This is a genomic window from Labrys sedimenti, from assembly GCF_034424805.1.
In the GTDB taxonomy this organism is placed as follows: Bacteria; Pseudomonadota; Alphaproteobacteria; order Rhizobiales; family Labraceae; genus Labrys; species Labrys sedimenti.
The window spans coordinates 1-24,050 of record NZ_JAXOUF010000005.1; the positions used below are offsets into that span (position 1 = coordinate 1).

The window sequence follows — 24,050 nt, forward strand, 5'->3', positions numbered from 1 at the left end:
ATTCTTGCCGCCGCCGGCAATCAGCGCCACTTTTCCCTTGATGCTGTGATCGGCCATGCTGGATCTCCTTTTCACGAATGAAGCTCAATCGGAGGTCAGCTTATCGTCTTGGATTTCGATATAAAGCTATCCATTTGAACATGACATGTTACAATCTAATACCAATCTGGTATTAGGCCGTGGACCGTATCGATCTCTTCCGCATCTTCGTTCGCGTCGTCGACAGTTCGAGTTTCACGCGTGCCGCCAACACGCTGGGGCTGCCACGCCCCTCGGTCTCGGCCGCCATCAAGGATCTGGAGGCGCGCATGGGCGCGCGCCTGCTGCATCGAACCACCCGCAAGGTTTCCCCCACGCAGGATGGCCTCGCCCTCTATGAGCGCTGCCTGCGCCTTCTCAGCGATTTCGAGGAGACCGAAAGCCTGTTCCGGCAAGCCGCCACCGGCCCGGCCGGCCGCCTGCGTGTCGATCTGCCTGGTCGCATCGGCCGGCTGATCGTGGCGCCAGCCCTGGCCGAATTTCTCGACCTCTATCCCGAGATCGACGTCGACCTTGGCGTGACGGACCGCACCGTCGACCTGGTCGAAGACAGCCTCGACTGCGTGCTGCGCGTCGGCCCGCTCAGCGATTCGGGCCTGATCGCCCGTTCCATCGGTGAACTGGCCCTGATCAACGTGGCGAGCCCTGACTATTTCGAGCGCTACGGCGTGCCCCGCAGTCCCGACGATCTCGACGAGCATCTGGCCGTGAACTACGCCTCCCCCAGCACGGGCCGGGTCGAGCCCTGGGAATGGGTAGGCCATGGCGGGATCCAGACGCGTTCGGTGCGCAGCCGTGTGGTCGTCAACGGCGCGGAGGCCTATATCGCTTGCTGCCTGGCTGGTTTCGGCCTGATCCAGATCCCGGCCTATGACGTCAAGAGCCACCTGGCGGCCGGCGAACTCGTCGAGGTCATGCCGGACTATCGCGCCGCCTCCATGCCGATGACGCTGCTCTTCCCCCATCGTCGGCATTTCTCACGCCGGGTACAACTGTTCGCGGACTGGCTCGAGGCCCTGCTCAAGCGCGAGGTCCTGATATGGTAGCTTCGAACTGCGCATCCGTCATTGCGGGCGCCGCGAAGCAATCCAGAAATTCAAACCCCGCCTCCCAATGCCTGGACTGCTTCGCTGCGCTCGCAATGACGATCGAGACCGCGCGGGGTAAAGAATCCACGGCTATTCCAGCCCGAAGCGCAGGGCCCAGGCCGCCGCCACCGTGCCGAGCACGATGGAGAACAACGTCATGGCGCAGAGCAGCAGGAAGGGCGGCAGGAAGGGCATCGGGCCGGTGATCGCGGCGGTTGCGGCCGCCACCCCGAAGATCAGCACGGGAATGGTGAGCGGCAGGATCAGGATGGAGATCAGCATGCCGCCGCGCCGGAGCGCCACGGTCAGCGCCGCGCCGATAGCCCCGAGGAAGGTCAGGGCCGGCGTGCCGGCCAGCAGGGTCAGCGTCACGGCTGCCAGCCCCTTGCCGGGCAGGTTGACGAACAGGCCGAGCAGCGGCGTGGCGATCACCAAAGGCAAGCCTGTGGTCACCCAATGCGCCAGCGCCTTCACCGCCACCGCCAGTTCGAGGGGCGGGCCGCCGAGATGGATGAGGTCGAGCGAACCATCGTCGAGGTCGGCCTGGAACAGGCGGTCGAGGCCGAGCAGCGTCGCCAGCAGGGCGCCGAGCCAGAGCACGGCCGGGCCGATGCGGGTGAGCAGGTTGAGATCCGGGCCGACGCCGAAGGGAATGACAACAACCACCGCCAGGAAGAAGATGACGCCGACGGGCGCCCCGCCGCCGGCCCTGACGGCTAGCCGCAGCTCGCGCGTGAACAGGGCTGCGAGCGCACTCATCAGCATCGGGCCCGATTTCGGAATCGAGTGCGATGCTTCAAGTTTTTGTTGTCGCATCGCTTCCTCCGAAAACCGGTGCCCACTTTTCGGACGATGCTCATGCCGCACCGATTGTGAGGGTGAGGCTCGGCGCCAGGCCGAGGTCGCCATGGGTGGCGGCCAGGATCAGCCCGCCGCCGGCAAGATGCTCGCCCATCACCCCGGCGAGCCGAGCCTGGGTGGCGGTATCGAGCGCCGATGTCGGCTCGTCCAGGAGCCAGACCGGCCGCCGGGACACCAGCAGCCGGCACAGCGAGAGCCGGCGCTTCTGGCCGGCCGACAGATAGGCCGCCGGCAGGTCGATGAGATGCTCGATGGCGAAGAGATCGAGCGCATCCTCGATCGGCAGGTCGGCATCGCCGTAATAGGCGCGCCAGAAGCCCAGATTCTCGCGCACGCTGAGCGAGGGTTTCAGCGCATCGGCATGGCCGCAATAGTGCATGTGCTCGGCGGGCGTCTTCTCGGCATCGCCGCCGTCCAGACGTATCGCCCCATCCCTGCGCGGCACCAGGCCGGCGATCACCCTGAGCAGGCTGGATTTGCCGGCGCCGTTGCGGCCCGTCACGGCGACGAGGTCGCCGGCACCGGCGGAAAAGCCGACCCCTTCGAACACGAGCCGGCCTCCCCGCTCGCAGGCGAGGTTTTCGATCGTCAGGCGCAGGGGCGGGGCATTGCTCACACGACGCCGATATTCAACAGGTCGAGCATATGGACCACCCCCACCGGCCGCCCGCCTTCCACGGCGAACAGCACGGCGATGCGCCTGGTATCCATCACCTCCATGGCTTCGCTGACCAGGGCGTCAGGGCGGATGACCTTGGGCGTACGCGTCATGATGTCATCGACCCGCCGCGTCATCAGATCATCGCTCATGTGGCGCCTCAGATCGCCGTCGGTGGCGATGCCGACCAGCATGCCCGACGCGTCGAGGACCCCGACGCTGCCGACCCCCTTCTTCGACATCACCAGGATGGCTTGCGACATCAGCGTGCCCTCGGTGACCAGCGGCACCGCATCGCCGGTACGCATGACGTCGCGCACGAATTTCAGCGAGGCGCCGAGCTTGCCGCCGGGATGGAAGACACGGAAATCGGCGGCGGTGAAACCGCGCGACTCCAGCATGGCCATGGCCAGGGCATCGCCGAGTGCCAGGATCATCAGGGAGGAGGTCGTCGGCGCCTGGCCGTTCGGGCAGGCTTCCTTGGCCTGGGGCAAGACCAAGGGCAGGTCCGCCGCCTTGGCCAGGGTGGAGCTCGCCACCGAGGTCACCGCCACCAGCGGCACGTTGAACCGGGTGGCATAATCGATGATGTCGCCGAGTTCGCGCGTCTCGCCCGACCAGGACAGGGCGATGACGGCGTCATCGGCGGTGATCATGCCGAGATCGCCATGACTGGCCTCGCTCGGATGCACGAAGAAGGCCGGTGTACCGGTCGAGGCGAAGGTCGCCGCGATCTTCTTGCCGATATGGCCCGATTTGCCCATGCCGGTGACGATGACGCGGCCCTTGAGGCCGGAAAAACGCTCGATGCAGGCGCTGAACACGGGGCCGAGATCGCCTTCGATCGCCTCCGCCAGCGCCTCGAGGCCGGCCCTTTCGGTCGCGATGGTGCGCAGGGCCGATTGCTGCGCCGCCTTCAGCGTGCGATCACTTTGGCCATCACCTTGTTTCAAACCTGCCTCGTCACGATTTGTTTCGCGGCGGTGTTTATCACAGAATCGGTAAAGAGAATCACGATTCGGGAACGCGCCCATGTCATGCACGCCTTCTAACTTCATCGCGCGCACGATGCGGCTCGGATCCATACAGGGGCTCACGATCCTCGGCCTGATGGTCCTCGGCCTGACCTCGCCTGCCCGCGCCGACAGCTATCTGAACTTCGTCACTGCGCTATGGCCGCGGGCCGAGAAGGCCGGCATTTCCCGCGAGACCTTCGATGCCGCCTTTGCCGGGCTCGGCGTCGATCCCAAAGTCGTCTCGCTCGCAGGCACCCAGCCCGAATTCAACCAGACCATCCGCGCCTATGTCGAGACCCGCCTGAGCGCCGACCGCATCGCCCAGGGCAAGGCGATGGCGCAGCGCTGGAAATCCTGGCTCGACAAGGCCGAGGAGCGCTATGGCGTCGACCGCTATGTCATCCTCGCCATCTGGTCACTGGAGAGCAATTACGGCGCCTCGCCGGGCAATTCCGACATCGTCCGTTCGCTCACCACCTTGGCCTGCTGCACGACCAAGCGCCCCGAGCTCTTCCGCGACGAACTGATCGATGCCCTCAAGATCCTGCAGGAGCACGACATCACGCCGCGCGGCATGACCGGCTCTTGGGCCGGCGCGCTGGGCCAGGTGCAGTTCATGCCTTCCAGCTTCCTGAAATATGCCGTCGACATGGATGGCGACGGCAAGCGCGACATCTGGAACGAGGAGCCCGACGTGATCGGCTCGATCGCCAACTACCTCAAGCTGCACGACTGGGATGGCGGCAAGCGCTGGGGCTATGAGGTCAAGCTGCCGGCGAAATTCGATTTCACCGCCATCAATGCCCGTGACGGTGGCCCCGCCGGCGCTTGGGCCAAGCTCGGCGTCGCCAGGGTCGACGGCAAGCCACTGCCGGACAGCGACAAGGCCTGGCTGTTCCTGCCGGCGGGCGCCAAGGGGCCGGCCTTCCTGACCTTCCAGAACTATTGGGCGATCAAGACCTACAATATCTCTGATTCCTACACACTGTCGGTCGGCCTGCTTGCCGACCGCATCCGCGGCATTGCCTCGCTGAAGGGGCGCTGGCCGGCGCAGGAGACCACGCTCAACCGTGCCCAGATCACGGCGATGCAGAAGAAGCTGAAGGCGCTCGGCTATCCGATCGAGACGATCGACGGCAAGATCGGCCCGGCGGCGCGGGCGGCCCTGCGCACCTGGCAGGCCAAGGCGGGACTGGTGGCGGACGGCTATCCCACGCCGGCCGTGTTGCAGAAATTGAGCGCCACGCCCTGAGGCGTGCTAGTCTGATCGAGAGCGCTTCATCCCGCGAAAACGGAGACCGGCCTTGAAGCAGCGCCTCCTCCTGATCGTCCTGTTCGTGCTGGCGGCTGTTGTGCTGTCGCAACGCCCTATCATGGCGCGTGATAGCGGGGGCGACACGCCGGGCGAGGCCCTGCGCCAATATCGGGAGATGCAGAACAAGGTGCGCCAGCAGAACGCCCGGCCGGCACCGGTCCGGCGCACCAAGGTCCGTGCTTCGCCCTTCGCCATGCCCAGGCCAGCGAAGGTCGCGCCGGCACCGGCCGTGCCGCCCTCCTCCTTCGTGCATGTCATCGGTGATTCCATGGCGGACCAGCTCGCAGCCGGGCTGACCGACGTCCTGGACGATCGGCCGGATATCGCCATCATCCGCAATACCAAGGCCGATAGCGGCCTGGTGCGCAACGATTTCTACGACTGGAACAAGGGCGTCGCCGATCTTCTCGCCGCCAACACCCAGATCGATGCCGTGGTAATCCTGATCGGCTCCAACGACCGCCAGACCATCCGGGAGAACGGCACCCGCCTCGAACCGCAATCGGACGAGTGGGAGGCGGCCTATCGCAAGCGCATCGACGCGTTGATTGCGCCCCTGAAAGCCCGCGGCGTCAAGATCTTCTGGGTTGGCCTGCCGCCGATGCGCAGCGACGCCCTCAGCGCCGCCATGGTGCGTTTCAACAGCCTCTATCGCAGCCAGGTTACCGCGGCGGGCGGCATCTATGTCGACATCTGGGACGGCTTCGTCAATTCGGACGGTTCCTATGCCGCCAGCGGCACCGGGCTCGACGGCCAGCCGGCGCGCCTGCGCAAGGCCGATGGCGTACATTTCTCCGATGAAGGCGCCAAGCTGGCGGCGCATTTCCTCGAGAGCGATCTAAGGCGCCTGCTCGGCGAAGCACCGCCGGCGCCGATAGTTGCGACGGCCCCGGTCGCCGAGCCGACCTCCGAGACTCCAGGCGATTCACCGGCTGAAAAGCCCGAATATGGACCGGTCCTGCCACTCGATGCCTATGAGACCGCGCCCGGCGGCCAGCTGCTCGGCGGCGGCACCCCCAGACCGGGCAGCGCCGACCCCAGCGTCGCCAAGGTGCTTGGGCAGGGCGAAAGCCTGCCGCCACGCGAAGGCCGCGCCGACGATTTTCGCTGGTCCGCGCAGGCCATGCCGTAAAGGAAGCGTTTTGTTTTCACCGCCGTGCGGTGTCGAGCGCCATGCGGGCCGCGAGGCCCATCAGCACCGTGCCCATCAGCCAGCGCTGCACCGTCGTCCACAGCGGGCGGCCGGCGAGAAAGGCCGAAATCGTGCCCGCCATCACGACGAAGCAGGCATTGAAGAAGGCGCTGACCAGGATCTGGATGAGGCCGAGTTGCAGGGTCTGCGCGAGCACAGGGCCGGAATGGTCGACGAATTGCGGCAACAGCGAGAGATAGAGCGCCGCGATCTTGGGATTGAGCAGGCTGGTGAACAGGCCCATGCCATAGAGACGCCGCACCGAATCAGGCTTGAGCGCACGCACTTCGAAGGGTGAGCGGCCGCCGGGCTTCAGGGCCTGCCAGGCCATCCAGGCGAGATAGGCCGCGCCGGCAATGCGCAGAGCGTCATAGGCATAGGGCACCGCGAACAGCAAGGCGGTGATGCCGAAGGCCGCCAACAGCATGTAGATGACGAAGCCGGTGACGACGCCGATCAGCGAGATCAGCCCGGCGAGGCGCCCCTGGCAGATCGAGCGCGAAACCAGATAGGCCATGTTGGGGCCGGGCGTCAGCACCATGCCGACGGCGATAGCGGTGAAGGCGAGAACGGTGGTGAGGGAGAGCATGGCGGAAACCTCGGGTTTTGCCTTGCTACGCCCGCTCCTCCCATCCAGGCAAGCACCGACCCGCATCCATCATCACTTTGAATGCTGGCGTCAAAATCGGTGATGGAAAGGTGTGCCGGTCTTCAGACCGGCAATCTTCCAACGCTTTCATGCCGGTCTGAAGACCGGCACACCGAAAACCGCCGCTCAGCGCGGCAGCGTCGTCGCGCCCATCAGCGCCTCGTCGATGGCGCGGGCGGCCTGGCGCCCCTCGCGGATGGCCCAGACCACCAGCGACTGGCCGCGGCGCATGTCGCCGGCGGCGTAGACCTTGTCCATCGAGGTGCGATAGTCCCGGTCGGTGGCCGACACATTGCCACGCTTGTCGAGCTCGACGCCCGACTGGTCGATCATGCCCACCTTGACAGGGCCGGTGAAGCCGAGGGCGATGAAGACCATGTCGGCCCTGAGCACGGTCTCCGTGCCCTCGATCGGCCGGCGCTTCTCGTCGGCCCGGGCGATCTTGACGCCGGTGACGCGGCCGTTCTTGCCGACGATGCCGAGCGTCACCGCCTGGAACTCACGCTCGGCGCCTTCGGCCTGCGAGGAAGAGGTGCGCATCTTGGTCGGCCAATAGGGCCAGATCGCCAGCTTGTCTTCCTTCTCCGGCGGACGCGGCCGGATGTCGAGCTGCGTCACCGAGATGGCGCCCTGGCGGAAGGAGGTGCCGACACAGTCCGAGGCTGTGTCGCCGCCACCGATGACCACGACATGCTTGCCGGTGGTGAGCAGCGGCTCTTCTTTCGAGATGTCCTCGCCGCCGACGCGGCGATTGCTCTGCACCAGATAGGGCATGGCGAAATGCACGCCTTCGAGCTCGGCGCCCGGCAAGGTCGGGTCACGCGGGGTCTCGGCGCCGCCAGCCAGCAGCACGGCGTCATGGCCGGATTTGAGATCGGCGAAACTCATTGATACGCCGATATTGACGCCATAGTGGAAGGTGACGCCCTCGGCCTCCATCTGGCGCACGCGGCGCTCGATGTGGTGCTTCTCCATCTTGAAGTCGGGAATGCCGTAGCGCAGCAGGCCGCCGGCCGCAGGCTCGCGCTCATAGACATGCACGTCATGGCCGGCACGGGCGAGCTGCTGGGCGGCAGCGAGGCCGGCCGGGCCGGAGCCGACGACAGCGACCTTCCTGCCAGTCTTCACCTTGGCGATCTCGGGCTGGATCCAGCCCATGGCCCAGGCCTTGTCGGCGATCGACTGCTCGATCGTCTTGATGGTGACAGGCACGTCCTCAAGGTTGAGCGTGCAGGCTTCCTCGCAGGGGGCCGGGCAGATGCGACCGGTGAATTCCGGGAAATTGTTGGTGGTGTGCAGGTTGCGCGCCGCCTCCTCCCAGTCGTCATGATAGACGAGGTCGTTCCAATCAGGGATCTGGTTGTTCACCGGGCAGCCCGTCGGGCCGTGGCAGTAGGGAACGCCGCAATCCATGCAGCGCGCCGCCTGCTTGCCGACATCCTTGTCGTCGAGCGGAAGGGTGAATTCGCGGTAGTGACGGATGCGGTCGGCGGCCGGAAGATACTTCTGGTCCTGCCGATCGATCTCGAGAAATCCTGTTGCCTTGCCCATGTTGAGTCCTCCGGTCGAACCGGACGCGCGCCGCGCCATCCGGGGCCGTGTCAAAAGATTCATGCCGCGGATCCAAGCATCCGCGACGATGCTGAAATCACTCCGCCGCCATCATGGTGCGGGCTTTTTCCATCTCGCGCAGGGCGCGGCGATATTCGACCGGCATCACCTTGACGAAGCGGGTGCGATAGGTGGCCCAATCGTCCAGCATGGTCTTGGCAAGCGTCGAGCCCGTGTAATGCAGGTGGTTCTCGATCATCTTGCGCAGGCGCTCCTCGTCATAGCGGCCCATGTCGCCGGAGACGTCGATGCGGCCCTTGAACTCGAGGTCGCCGCCATGATGGTGCAGGCGCTCCATCAGATCCTCTTCCTCTTCCACAGGTTCGAGGTCGACCATGGAGAGGTTGCAGCGTTTGGCGAAGCTCTGGTCCTCGTCATAGACATAGGCGACGCCGCCGGACATGCCGGCCGCGAAGTTGCGGCCCGTCTGGCCGAGCACCACCACCACGCCGCCGGTCATATATTCGCAGCCATGGTCGCCGGTGCCCTCGACAACCGCCGCGGCGCCCGAATTGCGCACCGCGAAGCGCTCGCCCGCCACGCCGCGGAAATAGCACTCGCCCGCGATGGCGCCGTAGAGCACGGTGTTGCCGACGATGATCGACTTCTCCGGCACGGCCTGCGTTTCTTCGCTCGGCTTGATAATGATGCGGCCGCCCGACAGGCCCTTGCCGACATAGTCGTTGGCCTGGCCGACCAGCGTGAGGTCGATGCCTGCCGCCAGGAAGGAGCCAAAGCTCTGGCCGGCGGTGCCCGCCAGGTTCACCTTGATGGTGCCGTCGGGCAGGCCCTCATAGCCATAGCGCATGGCGACCTCGCCCGAGAGCATGGCGCCCGCCGTACGGTCGACATTGGAGATCCTGCCCTCGATGGTGACCTCGCGGCCGTAGTCGAGCGCCGGCGCTGCCTCGGCGATGAAGCCGCGGTCGAGCACGCTGTCGATCGGATGCTTCTGCTTCTCCTCGTGGCGGATGCCGACATTGGCCGGCATGTCCACCTTGTGGAAGAGCTTGGTGAAGTCGAGTCCCTTGGCCTTCCAGTGGTCGATCGCGTCCTGCTTGTCGAGCAGGTCGGAGCGGCCGATCAACTCGTCGAGCTTGCGGAAGCCGAGCTCGGCCATCAATTCGCGCACTTCCTCGGCGACGAAGAAGAAGTAGTTGATGATGTGCTCGGGCGTGCCCTTGAAGCGCTTGCGCAGCACAGGGTCTTGCGTCGCCACGCCCACCGGACAGGTGTTGAGGTGGCATTTGCGCATCATGATGCAGCCGGCCGCAATCAGCGGCGCAGTGGAGAAGCCGAACTCGTCGGCGCCGAGCAGCGCGCCGATGACGACGTCGCGGCCGGTCTTGAGCCCGCCGTCGACCTGCAGCCGCACACGCGAGCGCAGCCGGTTGAGCACCAGCGTCTGCTGGGTCTCGGCCAGGCCGGTCTCCCACGGGCTGCCGGCATGCTTGATCGAGGTCAGCGGCGAAGCGCCCGTGCCCCCTTCGAAGCCGGAGATGGTGATGTGGTCGGCACGCGCCTTGGCGACGCCGGCGGCAACGGTGCCGACGCCGACTTCCGAGACCAGCTTGACCGAGACATCCGCCGCAGGGTTGACGTTCTTCAGATCGAAGATCAGCTGCGCCAGGTCTTCGATCGAATAGATGTCGTGATGCGGCGGCGGCGAGATCAGGCCGACGCCCGGAGTCGAATGGCGCACCTTGGCGATGACGGCATCGACCTTGTGGCCGGGCAGCTGGCCGCCCTCGCCAGGCTTGGCGCCCTGCGCGACCTTGATCTGCATCATGTCGGCATTGACGAGGTATTCGGCGGTCACGCCGAAGCGGCCCGAGGCGACCTGCTTGATCGCCGAACGCTTCGAGCGTCCGTCCGGCAAGGTCTTGAAGCGCTCGGCTTCCTCGCCGCCCTCGCCGGTGTTGGACTTGCCGCCGATGGCGTTCATGGCGATGGCGAGCGACTCATGCGCTTCGCGCGAGATCGAGCCGAAGGACATCGCGCCGGTGGCGAAACGCTTCACCAGTTCGCTCGCGGGCTCCACTTCGGCCAGGGGCACCGGGGCCATGCCGCGTTCGCTTGCCGTCTTGATGCGGAACAGGCCGCGGATGGTCTGGAGCTGGCCGTTCTGCAGGTTCACCGCATTGGCGAAGTCGCGATAGCGGTCCTGCGCATTGGCGCGCACGGCATGCTGCAGCGTGGCGACGCTGTCCGGCGTCCAGACATGGTCTTCGCCGCGGATGCGGTAGGCATATTCGCCGCCGACATCGAGGGCGCTGCGATAGATCGGCGCATCCGAGAAGGCGTCCTTGTGGCGTGACACGGCCTCGGCCGCGACCTCATCGAGGCCGACGCCCTCGATCATGGTGGCGGTGCCGAAGAAGAACTCGTTGACGAAGCCCGAGGAGAGGCCGATGGCGTCGAAGATCTGCGCGCCGCAATAGGACTGGTAGGTCGAGATGCCCATCTTGGACATCACCTTCAGCACACCCTTGCCGATCGACTTGATGTAGCGCTTGACCACCTCGTATTCGTCGACTTCCTCGGGGAATTCGAGCTGGGCATGCAACGTGGCCAGCGTCTCGAAGGCGAGATAGGGGTTGATCGCCTCGGCGCCATAGCCGGCGAGGCAGCAGAAATGATGGATCTCGCGTGCTTCGCCGGTCTCCACCACCAGGCCCGCCGCGGTGCGCAACCCCTTGCGGATGAGGTGATGGTGCACGGCCGCCGTCGCCAGCAGGGCCGGGATCGGGATGCGGTCCGGGCCGGTCTGGCGGTCGGAGAGGATGATGATGTTGTAGCCACCATGCACCGCCGCCTCGGCGCGCTCGCACAACCGCTCGAGCGAGCCGCGCATGCCCTCGGCGCCCTGGATGGCCGGATAGGTCATGTCGAGCGTCTTGGTGTCGAAGCGCTCCTCGACATGGCCGATGCAGCGGATCTTCTCCAGATCCTCATTGGTGAGGATGGGCTGGCGCACTTCGAGGCGCTTCTTGCGCGAGGTGCCTTCGAGGTCGAGGATGTTCGGGCGCGGGCCGATGAAGGACACCAGGCTCATCACCAGCTCCTCGCGGATCGGATCGATCGGCGGGTTGGTGACCTGGGCGAAGTTCTGCTTGAAATAGGTGTAGAGCAGCTTCGACTTGTCGGAGAGTGCCGAGATCGGCGTATCCGTGCCCATCGAGCCCACAGCCTCCTGGCCGGTGGTCGCCATCGGCGGCAGCAGCAGCTTGATGTCTTCCTGGGTGTAGCCGAAGACCTGCTGGCGATCGAGCAGCGATACGTCGGTGCGCGAGGCGCGCGCCTCCACCGGGCGCAGATCCTCCAGCACGATCTGGGTGCGCTTGAGCCAGTCGCGATAGGGGTTGGCCGTGGCGAGCGAGGCCTTCATCTCGTCGTCGGAGACGATGCGGCCTTCCTCCAGGTCGATCAGCAGCATCTTGCCGGGCTGCAGGCGCCACTTCTCGACGATGTCGGCCTCGGGAATCGGCAGCACGCCGAATTCGGAGGCGAGCACCACCAACCCGTCCTTGGTGACGAGATAGCGGGCAGGCCTGAGGCCGTTGCGGTCGAGCGTAGCGCCGATCTGGCGGCCATCGGTGAAGACCACGGCGGCCGGCCCGTCCCAGGGCTCCATCAGCGCGGCGTGATATTCGTAGAAGGCGCGCCGGTCCTCGGACATCAGCGGATTGCCCGCCCAGGCCTCGGGGATCAGCATCATCATGGCGTGGGCGAGCGAATAGCCACCCTGCACCAGGAATTCGAGCGCGTTGTCGAAGCAGGCGGTGTCGGACTGGCCCTCATAGGAGATCGGCCAGAGCTTGGAGATGTCGTTACCGAACAGCTCGGAGTCGACCGAGGCCTGGCGCGCCGCCATCCAGTTGACGTTGCCGCGCAGCGTGTTGATTTCGCCGTTATGCGCGACCATCCGGTAGGGATGGGCCAGCGTCCAGCTCGGGAAGGTGTTGGTCGAGAAGCGCTGATGCACCAAGGCGATGGCGCTCTGGAAGCGCTCGTCGGTGAGGTCCTTGAAGTAGTCGCCGAGCTGGGTGGCGAGCAGCATGCCCTTATAGGTGATGGTGCGGCTCGACACCGAGACGGGATAGAAGCCCGCCGTCACCGGCCGACGCTCCACATCGTTGTAGATGACGTTGGAGATCACCTTGCGGATGATGAAGAGACGGCGCTCGAATTCGTCCTGGTCGAGCGTGGCCGGCGAGCGGCCGATGAAGGCCTGCATGTGGATCGGCTCGGTCGGCAGCACGCTCTCGCCCAGGCCCGAATTGTCCACGGGCACGGCACGCCAGCCCAGGAACACCTCGCCTTCCTCGGCCACGACCTTCTCGACCACGCGCATGGCATGCACGCGGCCTTCCTCGTTGCGCGGCAGGAAGAAGAAGCCGACGGCGTAATCGCCGGGCGCCGGCAGCTCGAAGCCGAGATTGGCACATTCGGCGGCGAAGAAGTCGTGCGGGATCTGCACGAGCATGCCGCAGCCGTCACCCGCCTTCGGATCGGCGCCGACGGCGCCGCGATGGTCGAGATTGTGCAGGATCTGCAGCGCCTGGCTGATGATCTTGTGGCTCTTGCGGTTCTTCATGTCGGCGATGAAGCCGACGCCGCAGGCATCCTTCTCATTGGCCGGATCATAGAGGCCTTGGGCCTGGGGCAGGCCGGGATCGCGCAGGACTGGCACGCGCGTCGCTTTGGGATCTTTCGTCACGGTGGCAATCGTTTTCGTCGCAGCGTCGATCGCCGCTGCCGAAACCGTCTGCTGTCCGTGTTGGAAGATCGCGCTCATCACCTGTTTCCTCTTCGCCTCAGTCCTGTTGCCGCCAGCCCGCACACTCGCCCGCTCATCGCCTGCCCATGCAAGGGTCGGGCCGCGACTATGCCGCCGGATTGTGAAAGCTGTCACTCAATTGTGCACCGCTCCGCGCTGAAACGCGAGAGCGGCGTTCTTGTCCTACGGCCAAGCCGGGCCTGTGGGCCATCTTCGGTTGGTCCGCGGGCTGCCGCAGAAAGCGGCAGCATCCATAATGGGACAGCATAGCTGTCCTAATATGGATGGCTGACATGGCATGATTCCAAGCTGGGGACAAGCATATAAAAGCGGCAGCGCGACTTTTTCTTGCGCGCAACCCCAGCGCGACAGCAAGAAAAGAAATGTGATCACATCAAAGCGAGACAGAGAGTTCTGAAAAATCGTCATTGTGGCGAGATCTTGTCAAGCGATGCGAAACTGTTTCGTGCGGGGCAGGACATCAAACCGCCCCATCAGGCGACGCCGATATCCGTCTGGCTGAAATCATTGCCCTTGAACAGGAGAGGCTCGCCCATCGCCTTGGCCAGGGCGTAAGAGAAGCAGTCCCCGAAATTCAGCCCAGCCTTATGGCGCCCCTTGCCGAAATCGAGAAAGGCCTGGCGAGCCAGCTCGCTCTGGTCGAGCGTCACCGGTTCGACGACGATGCCAGCTCGGCGAAAGAAAGCCTCCGCCTGCCGCATCCCCTCGGAACCGAGCTGGTTTTCGATCACCATCGACAATTCAACGTAATTTGCCACGCTGCGTCGGAAGCCCGGCGCTAGACCCGCAGCCCGAGGATCCGCCGCACGATGATCGGCAGGGCGATCGCGGCCACCAGCAGGACGCCGAGAATAACGGCGATGACGATGCCGGGCACGTTGATCAGCGTCAGGCCGAAAGTGGTGAGGCCGAGCACGAAGACGGCGATCACCACGCCCGGCATGGTGCCGGAGCCTCCGGCGATCGAGATGCCGCCAAGCACCACCATGGTCACCACTTCGAGCTCCCAGCCCAGCGCGATATTAGGCCGGGTCGAGCCGATGCGGGCGGTGAGCAGGGCCGAGGCAAGTCCGGCAAGGAGGCCCGTCAGCACGAAGAGCAGGAAGCGGATGCGATTGACCGGGATGCCCGAGAAGCGTGCCGCCACCGGGTTGTTGCCGATGGCATAGAGCATGCGCCCCCACACGGTGTAATGCACCACGACGGTGAACAGCACGGCCAGGGCCAGGAACAGGATGAAGGCGAGATAAAGCGGCGGCTCCTGGATGATGTAGAGCTGGGCGAGGTTGGTGTATTCCTCCGGATAGGTGGTGATCGCCTGGTCCCCCAGCACGACCTGGGCGATGCCGCGATAGAGCGACATGGTGCCGATGGTGACCACGATCGAGGGCAGGCCGAAGCCGGTGACCAGCCAGCCGTTGAAGGCACCGCAGACGATGCCGACGCCAAGCCCGATGGCGATCAGCATGACAGGCCCATAGCCCGCCTGCGCGCCATAGCCGATGGCGAGCGAGGCCAGCGCTACGATGGCGGCGACGGACAGGTCGATCTCCCGGGTCAGGATCAGGAGCGCCATGCCGAGCGCGATGATCGCCTTCTCCGAGAAGTTCTGCGTCATGTCGGAGAGGTTGTAGAGATCAAGGAAATAGGGCGAACCCAGCGCGTTGACCACGATCACCGCCGCCAGCAGCAGGCAGAGAATGGTCTCCCAGCGCAGCAGGCGGTCCGCCAGCGTGCGGGGCGCGCGGTCGAGCACCTGGTAGCGGGCGGTGTCCGTCATCACCGGGCTCCTTCTCTGGCGGCGGCACGGCGGCGCGCCTCGGGCAGGATCAGCTTGCCGCCCTTGCGCTCGGCGCGGGCATTGACCACCACAGCGGCCAGGATCACCGCGCCGGAAATCGCCATTTGCCAGAAGGGCGAGACGTTGATCACCGGCAGGGCGTTGACCACCACGCCCAGGAACAGCGCGCCGAGCAAGGCGCCGCTGACCGAGCCGATGCCGCCGCCAATCGAGACGCCGCCGATCACGCAGGCCGCGATCACGCTGAGCTCATAGCCGAGCGCGATCTCGGTATAGGCGATGCCGAAGCGCGCCACCCACAGATAGCCGCACAGGCCGGAGACCGCGCCGGACAGGGTGAAGACCAGCAATTGCTGGCGGGCGAGATCGATGCCGCAATAGCGTGCCGCCACCGGATTGCCGCCCACCGCGTAGAGCCCGCGGCCGATGGTGGTGCGCCCGAGGAAGAGGGCCATGGCCACCGCCACCGCGATGGCGAACCAGACCAAGCTCGACAGGCCGAGAAAGGTGGCATGCGGAAAGTTCAGGAAGGCCGGGGTCATCTTGTCGGAGCTGATCCACTTGCCGCCCGAGACGATGAAGACGAGGCCGCGATAGATGGCGAGCGTGCCCAGGGTCACCACGATGGAGGGAATGCCGACATAGGCAATGAACACGCCGTTGACGAAGCCAAAGAAGGTGCCGACGGCAATGGCAACCAGGATGACCAGGCCGATCGGCACATCGGGCGCCGCGATCGAAAAGAGCGCCGCGACCATACCGCTGAGCGCGAGATTGGCCGCCACCGACAAATCGATGCCGCGAATCAGGATCACCGTCATCTGAGCGAGCGCCAGCATGGCGAGGATCGCGGTATCCTTGAGCACGCCCATCAGGCTGTCGACACCAAGGAAGACCGGCGCGCGCAGGCCGATGCCGAGCACCATGCCCGTGACGATGAGGGCGAGAATGATCTCGCGGCCATAACGGCGCCACAGGGTCTTCATGCATGGCCTCCCGTGGCCGATGTGACGATGGCGGCGGCGTCCATCTCGGCCCGCGCGAATTCCTTCACGATGCGCCCCTCATGCATCACCAGGATGCGGTCGGACATGCCCATCACCTCCGGCAGTTCCGAGGAGATCAGCACCACGGCGAGGCCCTCGGCGGCCAGGTCCACCATGAAGTCGTGCACGGCGGCCTTGGAGCCGACGTCGATGCCCTTGGTCGGCTCGTCGAGGATGATGACCTTGGGATTGGTGGCGAGCCATTTGGCGATCACCACCTTCTGCTGGTTGCCGCCGGACAGCTCCTGCAGTTTCTGGTCCCAGGAGGCGGCCTTCACCGCCAGCCTGGTACCGAGCCGGCGCGTATCCGATATCTCCGAGCGCTGGCTGAGGAAGCCCAAGCGGGCATGGCGCACCAGGCTCGCCAGCGTGGTGTTCTCGCGCACGCCGAAGGGCAGCACGGCGCCCTGGATCTGGCGGTCCTCCGGCACATAGGCGATGCCGGCGGCAATGGCATCGGCCGGGCTCTTGATCGCCAGGGCCTTGCCGCGCACCCGGATCTCGCCCTTGTCCAGCCGCGAAAGCCCGAACACCGCCTGCATGACCTCGGACCGGCCGGCGCCGACCAGTCCGTAAAGGCCGAGGATCTCGCCCTGGCGCAGCGTGAAGGAGATGTCGGCGAACTCACTGTCATTGCCGAGGTCTCTGACCTCGAGTGCGACGTCGCCGATCGGCACCTCGCGCTTGGGAAAGACCTGCTCGATCGAACGCCCCACCATCAGGCGGACGAGTTCGGCCGGGGTCGCCTCGCTGATCGCGCCATCGCCGACATATTCGCCGTCGCGCAGGCAGAGCCAGCGGTCGGCGACGCGGAAGATCTCCTCGAATTTGTGGCTGATGAACAGGATCGCCCGTCCCTCGGCCTTGAGCTGGTCGATGATACGGAAGAGATCGTCGATCTCGCGGGCCGAGAGCGCCGCCGTCGGCTCGTCCATGATGACGATGCGGGCCTCGTGGGACAAGGCGCGGGCGATCTCGACCAGGTGCTTCTGGGCCACGCTCAGGACCTTCAGCGGCTCGCCCGGATCGATGTCGGCATCGAGGCGCTTGAGCAGGTCGCGCGTGCGCGCTTGGACGACGCCCCAATCCACCAGGCCGCCGGCGCCCTTGGGCATATGCCCCATGAAGACGTTCTCGGCGACCGAGAGCTCGTCGAACATGATGGTTTCCTGGTGGATGGCGGTGATGCCAGCCGCCCAGGCATCGCGCGGGCTCGAAAAGCGCACCGCCTCGCCGCCGACCCTGAGCTCGCCCTCGTCCGGCGTGTAGATGCCGGTGAGGATCTTCACGATGGTGGACTTGCCGGCGCCGTTCTCCCCGAGCAGCGCCGTGACCTCACCGGGATGGAGGGTAAGACGCACGTCATGCAACGCCCGCACGCCGGGAAAACGCTTGGAGACGCCGGAAAGGGAAAGCAGTGGAGTGGAGGTCATAAGGATCTGCGCCGGGGGAAGCCTTCTCCACAAAGTGGGGAAGGTGTCAGTGCGAAGCACTGACGGATGGGGTGCGGCGGGCAGTACGCCGAGCATAACGAGATGGCACCACGGTCGCGCAAGTCTCAGAGAGAACATCGCACTGCCCGCCACACCCCACCCGACCCGACTTCGTCGGGCCACCCTCCCCACTTCGTGGAGAGGGCTTGTCGCGCTATCTTCAGCTCGATTGGGTCCCTCGCGCCCTAGCTCCTGCGCCCTTCAGAAGATCTTGGCGTACTTCTCGACGTTCGACTTGTCGAAGGTGAAGGGCTCGCCCATCACCGCCTCGCCGTCCTCGCCGATCTTGGTCTCGCCCATGCGGCCCATCTTCACGGTGGAGCCGGGCTTGGCGTCCTCGCCGCCGATGATGCCAGCCAGAATCTGCGTGGCCGAATAGCCGTAATCGACCGGGTTCCAGATCGCGAACGAATCGCAGGCGCCCTTCAGCACGGCGTCCTTCATTTCCGAGGGCAGGCCGAGGCCGGTGATGAACACCTTGCCGGCCAGGCCGCCGTCGATGATCGCCTTCGCGCCGGCGCGGATGCCGATGGTGGTGGGCGAGATCACGCCCTTGAGATTGGGATGCGTCTTCACCAGGCCCTGCATCTCGCGATAGGACTTGTCGTCCTGGTCATCGCCATAGACGGTGTCGACCAGCTTGAGCTTGGCGTATTCTGGCTTCTCCCATTCCCGCTTCATGGCGGCGATCCAGGAGTTCTGGTTCGTCATGGTCGAGGCGGCCGAGAGAATGGCGACCTCGCCCTCGCCCTTGAGGGTCTTGGAAATCATCTGCACCTGCTTGGCGCCGATCATCTCGGTGGAAGAGGCATTGAGATGCATGATGCGCCCGCCCTTGGCGATGGCGCTGTCGAAGGAGATCACCTTGATACCGCGCTGTGCGGCCTTCTTGCCGACGGGCACCAGGGCGTTGGCGTCATTGGCCGAGACGATGATGCCGTCGACCTTCTGGGCGATCAGGGCGTCGATCACCGCGATCTGATCCTCGGCGGTCGCCTTGGTCGGGGCGGTGTAGATGATCTCGATGCCGCCGAGTTCCTTCGCCGCCTGCTGGGCGCCGTCGCGACAGGCATCGAAATAGGAATTGCCGAGATTCTTGACTACCAGTGCGATGCGCTTGTTGGCGGCGAAGGCCGGCGAGACCGCGCCGAGCGGCAGGGCGCCTGCCAGCAGCGAGCCGCCGAGGATCTTCAAGGCGCTGCGACGAGACTGATCGTCGAACATGTCGTTCCCTCCAGTTTTATTCCTATTCTTGGCCAGCCGAGCCTTGCCGGTCTGTCTGCCCGCAGGCGGCTTGACGGCCGACTCTCCCGCGCAGAGGCGCCATTCATGCTCGCCTCGCCGGCGAATGCAAGAGTCGGCTGCAATTTGTCTGATTAATTTTGGCAAGGCAGCCATCGCCTTGCCCGAGCCTTCCGCGCGAATGTCTTGATGACCGGGAGTCCAGCCGCTACGACAGTGGAAATCGTCCCTTCTCCACACATTGCCTTTGGAACCGATGACTTCCCTTCCTTCCTTTGCGGCCTGGACCGTCTGCGGCATCGACGAGCTCGATCAGTTCAGCGGCGCCGGCGTCAGCCATGTGCTCTCGATCGTCGACCCGGACTGGCCTGAGCTGAGTGCCTTCGGTGCCTATGGCGCGCACCAGCGCACCATCCTGCAGTTCGACGACATCATCGATCCCCTGGCCGGCAAGATCATGCCGGCCCGCGAGCACATGGCCGAAATCCTGCGTTTCGCCCGCGACGAAGCCGGCGCCATCCTCGTGCCGGAACGCCTGCTGGTACATTGCCATATGGGCGTCTCGCGCTCGACGGCGGCGATGGCGACTTTGATGGCACGCTCCGATTCGAACCTGTCCGAGGACGAGATCTTCGCCCGCCTGCGCAAGATCCGCCCGCAGGCCTGGCCCAATTCCGTGCTGATCGGCTTTGCCGACGATCTCTTGGGCCGCGGCGGGCGTCTGACGCAGGCCCTTCGCCGGCACTATGCTTTCCAGAAACAGCACCGCCCCGACATGGCCGACTGGATGGTGCGGCTCGGCCGGGCGCGCGAAGTCGAGATGGCGGCCTGAGGTTCGTCCGAAGCGCCCGTTGGCATGGAGTGCCGACCTGCCGGTCGACGCTCCGCATGCTCTTCCGTCAAGCGACTTGCGGCAGCGCTGCGCGCCAGGCGGTCTTGTAGCGAAGCAGGGCCTCGGCATCGGCATAAGCCGTTGCCGGTCTTGCCGGCTCGCGGGCCGGCATATCGGGCCAGGTCGCCAGAAGCGAGGTACCATAGGCGGTGCCGGAACTGTCGAGGCTGGGCAGGACCGCCTGCCCCGGTCGCAATGCCGCGAGCAGACTGCAATAGACCGGATTGGCGGCAAAGCTGCCCTCGATCAGCAAAGGCCCGCTGTTGGCACCGAGCGCCTCGAGGAGATAGTCGGTCAGGAGCACGCAATAGAGGCTGGCGAGCGCCGCCCGCATGCCCTCGCCGTCCGGCAGCGTGCCCCGGATCGCGCTGGGATGCCCCGGAAATGGCCCGCCATTGGGCACGAAGCTCGGCAGCGCCAGCACGCCGGCCGCCATCACGGCCGCGGCATCGGCGAGCGAGCAGGTCGGCGACGCGCCATCGAGGATGACCGCAAATTCCCGTCCGCCCATGAATTTGGCGGCCGGCACTGGGCGGGCCTCGACATCGGCATAGGCCTGCATGTCCCTGGCCGCGTCGAGCCGGCCGGGATCGGCGCCCAGGGCCATGATCACCGCCCAGGTGCCGGAGGAAACCAGCGTGAAGGGCGGCTCGAAGGCAATCAGGTGCGGCAGGATCGAGCCGTTGGAATCGTGGATGCCCGCACGCACCCGCACCGTATCCGGCAAGCCGGTCTCGGCCCGCACCTCGGGCCGCAGCGGGCCCAGCACGGCATAGGCCGCGACCGGCGGTGGGAACAGTGCCTCCCAGCCACGCCGGGTCACCAGGGAGGAGAGGCGCTTTTCACGGACGGCCCACAAATCGGAATGGCCGCCGATGCCGGTGACCTCGTTGCGGGCGATGCCGGTGAGGCGCCAGGTGAAATATTGCGGATAGGGCACGATATGCCGGACACGCGCGAATGCTTCGGAGTGGTGCAGCTGCTGGTAGAAGATCTGCTTGCCGGAATTGAGCCCCGCCGACATCGGCGGGGACAGGGTTTCGGCAAAGGGCGGGCGGAACGGCGCATACTCGGCCTCGACCGCGCCGACGCCCTCGAACTCGTAGTCCATCACCGGCAGGGCCAGATCATCGTCGCCAATCAGCGCCATGGCGGCGCCATGGGTGGTGACGGCGATATCCGCGATGGCGTGCTCGGCACCGGCCTGGCGCAGCCCTTCCATCAGGAAGCGCCAGATCGCCTCGACATCGGCATGCGGATAGGGCGGGCCGGCCAGCGTCCGGTTCGGCATCGAAGCCTGCCAGAGGCTGGCGGCTCCGTCGAACAGGACCAGCTTCACATTGGTCTTACCGACATCGAGCACGGCGGTGACGGACATGGTCGGCTCGCAGGATTATCTTTCACCAAGACATTTTCAAAGGAAGCAGACTTCCTGATCAAGAAAATGCCTCGAAACGAGGAACTAGAGCAACAAGCGTGCAGTGATGAATACGCTTGCTCTAGAGATCGGCATATTTGTCGAAATTCTTGGCATCGACCACGAAGGGACGCAGCGTGGCGACACTGTTCTCGCCGAGGGCAATCTGGCCGAGGCGGCCGGCGGTGACCAGGCTGCCAGTACCGGTGGTCATGGTGTTCCTGGCCAGCGCCGCGGCAATCTGCATGGCGGCATAGCCGATATCCACCGGATTGGCGGTCGCGAAATACTCCACCGCCTTGGCCGACATGGCGGCCTTCAGCGTGGCCGGACGGCCGAAGCCGGTAACGAAGACCTTGCCGGCAAGGCCTCTGTCCGAGACGCATTGTGCCGCCCCCACCAGCGCCGCCGGGCTGAAGACCAGCAGGCCCTTGAGGTTGGGGCGTTGCCTCAGCACGAAGTCAGCGGCGGCATAGCCGGCCTTTTCATTGTCATTGCCATAGAGCGTGTCGGCAAGCTTGAGCTTGCCATAGGCCGGCTTGAGCCATTGCTGCATGGTCTCCGAAACCAGCCCCTGCCCATCCGCGCCAGTGCGAGCACCGGCCAGGATGGCGACGTCACCGCCATCCTTGGCATCGTCGGCCAGCATCTGAAGGAAGGTCTCCGCTTTGCCGCGACTGCTGACGGGATCGACATGGGCCGTACGCGAATTGGCCGGCAAGGCCTGCTCGAAGGAAACCACCTTGATGCCGCGGATCATGGCACGCTTGCACAGCGGCGCCAGCAGGCCGGCATCAACAGGGCTGATCAGGATGGCATCGACCTTCTGCTTCACGAAGCCGTTGATGAAGAGAGCCTGTTCGCGCACCTGACGCTTTTCCGGCGCCGCCACGGCCATGTCGAGCGTGCCGATCTGCGTCGCGGCCTCCTGTGCCCCGTCGGTGCAGGCCTTGTAGAAGGGATCATCCTTGACCGGCACGATCACCCCGACGCGCAACCTGCCCTCGGTCACCGGCAAGACCGGCGTCGGATCGGCCTTGGGCTTGGGTTTCGGACTGGGGGCCGACAAGGCTGATGACGACATGCCGACAAGCCCCAAGCCCCCCAGCAGCGTGACGATCTGGCGGCGGTTGAAGGTATCGGTCATGTGAACTCCGTCCGGGATGGTGCAAAAACGGCAAGTAACGCCGCGAGTTCGGCCGAACAGCCGGACAGGCAGCGAGAGCGGCCGAATCACGGCCGCGCCCATCTCATCACATGCCATGATCTTTGCAATCACGGCGTTAGCGCTAAATCGCGTTGCTTCAGGCCATCAACTCGCGGGCCTGCCGCCCCGCGGCCTGCAAAACTTCATAGACCCTGAACTTCTTCTCGTGGAAGGCACGGATCTCACCTTGACCGGGCGCGTAGGTGGCGCCGAGCGCGGACATGCCGCTCATCGCCTCGCCCAACGTGGGATAGGCCTTGCCGGCCACGGCGCCGAGCATGGCCGCACCGAGCAGGACCGGCTCCGGCGTCTCGGCGACCGCGACCTCGATGCCGGTGGCGTCGGCGATGATCTGGCGCACCAGCGGGCTTTGGGCCGCGCCGCCCGAGATGATGATCTGCTGGAGCACGATGCCCTTGGCCGCCATGGCCTCGACGATCTGCCGCGCGCCATAGGCCAGACCGCACAGCCCTGCGACATAGAGCCTGACCAGGCTGTCGAGATCGTCTTCGAGGTCCAGCCCCGCGATTACAGCCCGGGCATCGGGGTCGGCATGGGGCGCCCGATTGCCGAGAAATTCGGGCACGACGTGAATGCTGCGTGCCAGGGTAGCATCGCCGGCGAGATTGGCCTGCGCCTCCAGCCAGGCCAGCAGAGGGCGCCCGGCGGTCTCGGCTCGCTCCATGGCCTGGGCATAGGCGGGATGCAGAGTGAGGAGATGGTCGAGCGCCGCGCCGGCTGCCGATTGCCCACCCTCGTTCAGCCAGAGGCCAGGCACCATCGCCGAGAAATAGGGGCCCCACACGCCCGGCACGAAGGCGGCCTCGCGCGTGCTCGCCATGGTGCAGGCCGAGGTGCCGAAGACATAAGCGAGGCGCGCCGTCACGTCGGCACCCTGGCCGTCCCTGCCGGCCGCGCCGACGGTGCCGATGCCGCCGGCATGGGCATCGATCAGCGAGGCACCGACGGGAATGCCCGCCGCCAGGCCGAGATCGCCGGCAGCCGCCTCGGTCAGGCCGGAACCGAGCGGCGAACCGACATCCACGATGGTGTCGCCGATGCGGGCAAAGCCTTCATCGGCGAGCGCGCCGAGGCCGATCTTGTGGAAATAGCCGGCGTCCCAGCGCTTCTCATGCGCGAGATAGGTCCATTTGCAGGTGACGGTGCAGACCGAGCGCGACAGCGAGCCCGTGGCGCGCCAGCTCAGATAATCAGGCAGGTCGAAGAAATAACCGGCGGAGGCGAAGATCTCCGGCTTGTGTTCCCTCAGCCAGAGCAGCTTGGGCGTCTCCATCTCCGGCGAGATCACGCCGCCGACATAGCGCAGCACCTCTTCGCCGGTCTCGTTGATGCGCCGGGTCTGGTCGAGCGAACGATGGTCCATCCACACGATGACGTTGCGATTGGGATCTTCCGACGGGCCGACCGAAAGTGGCTCGCCCAGCTTGCCCACGACCACCAGCGAGCATGTCGCATCGAAGCCGATGCCGGCGATGGCGCCGGGCTCGACCGCCGCCTCGGCCAGTGCTGCCTTCGTGGCCGTGCAGACCGCCTGCCAGATGTTCTCGGAGGATTGCTCGACGATGTCGCCCGGCTCGTGCCAGATGGTGATCGCCTGCTTGGCCGACCCGAGCAGCTTGCCCTTGGCGTCGAACACGCCGGCCCGGGCCGAGCCCGTGCCTACGTCGACACCGATGAAATAGTGATCGCCCATCTCGCGGT

At 65.6% G+C, this 24,050-nt stretch carries 18 protein-coding genes; 4 read left to right on the forward strand and 14 right to left on the reverse strand.

Features of this window, described 5'->3' with window-relative positions; all coding sequences use genetic code 11:
• The first annotated feature begins 179 nt into the window (after positions 1 to 179).
• Entirely contained in the window at positions 180 to 1,085 is a 906-nt protein-coding gene (locus tag U1R88_RS16970; RefSeq protein WP_322432301.1) for a LysR family transcriptional regulator, read from the forward strand.
• Between the two features lie 132 nt (positions 1,086 to 1,217).
• On the opposite strand, the gene ccmB is transcribed toward U1R88_RS16970, so the two are convergent.
• From ccmB to U1R88_RS16985, 3 genes are all read right to left on the reverse strand, one after another.
• On the reverse strand, positions 1,218 to 1,886 hold the full coding sequence (ccmB, locus tag U1R88_RS16975; RefSeq protein WP_322432593.1) for a heme exporter protein CcmB: 669 nt from the start codon (positions 1,884 to 1,886) through the stop codon (positions 1,218 to 1,220).
• Between the two features lie 97 nt (positions 1,887 to 1,983).
• Positions 1,984 to 2,586: a heme ABC exporter ATP-binding protein CcmA gene (ccmA, locus tag U1R88_RS16980; protein ID WP_322432594.1), complete on the reverse strand. Its 603-nt coding sequence runs from the start codon at positions 2,584 to 2,586 to the stop codon at positions 1,984 to 1,986.
• 14 nt (positions 2,587 to 2,600) lie between these two features.
• Positions 2,601 to 3,599, reverse strand: a complete 999-nt coding sequence (locus U1R88_RS16985; protein ID WP_322432302.1) for a KpsF/GutQ family sugar-phosphate isomerase — start codon at positions 3,597 to 3,599, stop codon at positions 2,601 to 2,603.
• Between the two features lie 79 nt (positions 3,600 to 3,678).
• Here U1R88_RS16985 and U1R88_RS16990 point away from each other — a divergent pair, with 79 nt between their 5' ends.
• Both U1R88_RS16990 and U1R88_RS16995 read left to right on the forward strand, forming a co-directional pair.
• On the forward strand, positions 3,679 to 4,914 hold the full coding sequence (locus U1R88_RS16990) for a lytic murein transglycosylase (RefSeq protein WP_322432303.1): 1,236 nt from the start codon (positions 3,679 to 3,681) through the stop codon (positions 4,912 to 4,914).
• 52 nt (positions 4,915 to 4,966) lie between these two features.
• Positions 4,967 to 6,109: an SGNH/GDSL hydrolase family protein gene (locus U1R88_RS16995; protein ID WP_322432304.1), complete on the forward strand. Its 1,143-nt coding sequence runs from the start codon at positions 4,967 to 4,969 to the stop codon at positions 6,107 to 6,109.
• 16 nt (positions 6,110 to 6,125) lie between these two features.
• Here U1R88_RS16995 and U1R88_RS17000 read toward each other — a convergent pair whose 3' ends face one another.
• From U1R88_RS17000 to rhaS, 8 genes are all read right to left on the reverse strand, one after another.
• Entirely contained in the window at positions 6,126 to 6,758 is a 633-nt protein-coding gene (locus U1R88_RS17000; RefSeq protein ID WP_322432305.1) for a LysE family translocator, read from the reverse strand.
• Positions 6,759 to 6,944: 186 nt separating this feature from the next.
• Positions 6,945 to 8,369 carry a glutamate synthase subunit beta gene (locus U1R88_RS17005; RefSeq protein WP_322432306.1) on the reverse strand — a complete coding sequence of 475 codons (1,425 nt, stop codon included), beginning with the start codon at positions 8,367 to 8,369 and terminating at the stop codon, positions 6,945 to 6,947.
• A 97-nt stretch (positions 8,370 to 8,466) separates the two neighbouring features.
• Entirely contained in the window at positions 8,467 to 13,227 is a 4,761-nt protein-coding gene (gltB, locus tag U1R88_RS17010) for a glutamate synthase large subunit (protein WP_322432307.1), read from the reverse strand.
• Between the two features lie 476 nt (positions 13,228 to 13,703).
• The gene (locus tag U1R88_RS17015; protein WP_322432308.1) at positions 13,704 to 13,988 is read right to left on the reverse strand and encodes a type II toxin-antitoxin system VapC family toxin; all 285 of its coding nucleotides are present in this window, start codon (positions 13,986 to 13,988) and stop codon (positions 13,704 to 13,706) included.
• A gap of 20 nt (positions 13,989 to 14,008) precedes the next feature.
• The gene (locus U1R88_RS17020; protein ID WP_322432309.1) at positions 14,009 to 15,010 is read right to left on the reverse strand and encodes an ABC transporter permease; all 1,002 of its coding nucleotides are present in this window, start codon (positions 15,008 to 15,010) and stop codon (positions 14,009 to 14,011) included.
• The gene (locus U1R88_RS17025; protein WP_322432310.1) at positions 15,010 to 16,017 is read right to left on the reverse strand and encodes an ABC transporter permease; all 1,008 of its coding nucleotides are present in this window, start codon (positions 16,015 to 16,017) and stop codon (positions 15,010 to 15,012) included. Before U1R88_RS17025 ends, U1R88_RS17020 begins: the two co-directional genes overlap by 1 nt.
• Positions 16,014 to 17,510, reverse strand: coding sequence for a sugar ABC transporter ATP-binding protein (locus U1R88_RS17030; protein ID WP_322432311.1), 1,497 nt, complete (start codon positions 17,508 to 17,510; stop codon positions 16,014 to 16,016). Before U1R88_RS17030 ends, U1R88_RS17025 begins: the two co-directional genes overlap by 4 nt.
• Before the next feature lie 261 nt (positions 17,511 to 17,771).
• On the reverse strand, positions 17,772 to 18,764 hold the full coding sequence (rhaS, locus tag U1R88_RS17035; RefSeq protein ID WP_322432595.1) for a rhamnose ABC transporter substrate-binding protein: 993 nt from the start codon (positions 18,762 to 18,764) through the stop codon (positions 17,772 to 17,774).
• Between the two features lie 304 nt (positions 18,765 to 19,068).
• Between rhaS and U1R88_RS17040 the strand changes: the two genes are divergently transcribed.
• Positions 19,069 to 19,644 (forward strand): tyrosine phosphatase family protein, encoded by a 576-nt coding sequence (locus U1R88_RS17040; protein ID WP_322432312.1) that lies wholly within the window; start codon positions 19,069 to 19,071, stop codon positions 19,642 to 19,644.
• A gap of 67 nt (positions 19,645 to 19,711) precedes the next feature.
• Here the strand turns inward: U1R88_RS17040 and U1R88_RS17045 are convergent, their stop codons facing one another.
• The 3 genes from U1R88_RS17045 to U1R88_RS17055 form a co-directional block, all read right to left on the reverse strand.
• Entirely contained in the window at positions 19,712 to 21,082 is a 1,371-nt protein-coding gene (locus tag U1R88_RS17045) for an FGGY-family carbohydrate kinase (protein WP_322432313.1), read from the reverse strand.
• A gap of 121 nt (positions 21,083 to 21,203) precedes the next feature.
• Entirely contained in the window at positions 21,204 to 22,268 is a 1,065-nt protein-coding gene (locus tag U1R88_RS17050) for a substrate-binding domain-containing protein (protein ID WP_322432314.1), read from the reverse strand.
• Positions 22,269 to 22,425: 157 nt separating this feature from the next.
• Complete coding sequence (locus U1R88_RS17055; protein WP_322432315.1) at positions 22,426 to 24,042, reverse strand: FGGY-family carbohydrate kinase; 1,617 nt, start codon at positions 24,040 to 24,042, stop codon at positions 22,426 to 22,428.
• Between the last annotated feature and the right edge of the window lie 8 nt (positions 24,043 to 24,050).

Bases quoted from the DNA above. Each gene is read 5' to 3' on its own strand.
- ccmB (WP_322432593.1), bottom strand. From the start codon at position 1,886: ATGAGTGCGCTCGCAGCCCTGTTCACGCGCGAGCTGCGGCTAGCCGTC.
- U1R88_RS16990 (WP_322432303.1), top strand. From the start codon at position 3,679: ATGTCATGCACGCCTTCTAACTTCATCGCGCGCACGATGCGGCTCGGA.
- U1R88_RS17000 (WP_322432305.1), bottom strand. From the start codon at position 6,758: ATGCTCTCCCTCACCACCGTTCTCGCCTTCACCGCTATCGCCGTCGGC.
- U1R88_RS17005 (WP_322432306.1), bottom strand. From the start codon at position 8,369: ATGGGCAAGGCAACAGGATTTCTCGAGATCGATCGGCAGGACCAGAAG.
- gltB (WP_322432307.1), bottom strand. From the start codon at position 13,227: ATGAGCGCGATCTTCCAACACGGACAGCAGACGGTTTCGGCAGCGGCG.
- U1R88_RS17020 (WP_322432309.1), bottom strand. From the start codon at position 15,010: ATGACGGACACCGCCCGCTACCAGGTGCTCGACCGCGCGCCCCGCACG.
- U1R88_RS17025 (WP_322432310.1), bottom strand. From the start codon at position 16,017: ATGAAGACCCTGTGGCGCCGTTATGGCCGCGAGATCATTCTCGCCCTC.
- U1R88_RS17030 (WP_322432311.1), bottom strand. From the start codon at position 17,510: ATGACCTCCACTCCACTGCTTTCCCTTTCCGGCGTCTCCAAGCGTTTT.
- U1R88_RS17040 (WP_322432312.1), top strand. From the start codon at position 19,069: ATGACTTCCCTTCCTTCCTTTGCGGCCTGGACCGTCTGCGGCATCGAC.
- U1R88_RS17045 (WP_322432313.1), bottom strand. From the start codon at position 21,082: ATGTCCGTCACCGCCGTGCTCGATGTCGGTAAGACCAATGTGAAGCTG.
- U1R88_RS17050 (WP_322432314.1), bottom strand. From the start codon at position 22,268: ATGACCGATACCTTCAACCGCCGCCAGATCGTCACGCTGCTGGGGGGC.
- U1R88_RS17055 (WP_322432315.1), bottom strand. From the start codon at position 24,042: ATGGGCGATCACTATTTCATCGGTGTCGACGTAGGCACGGGCTCGGCC.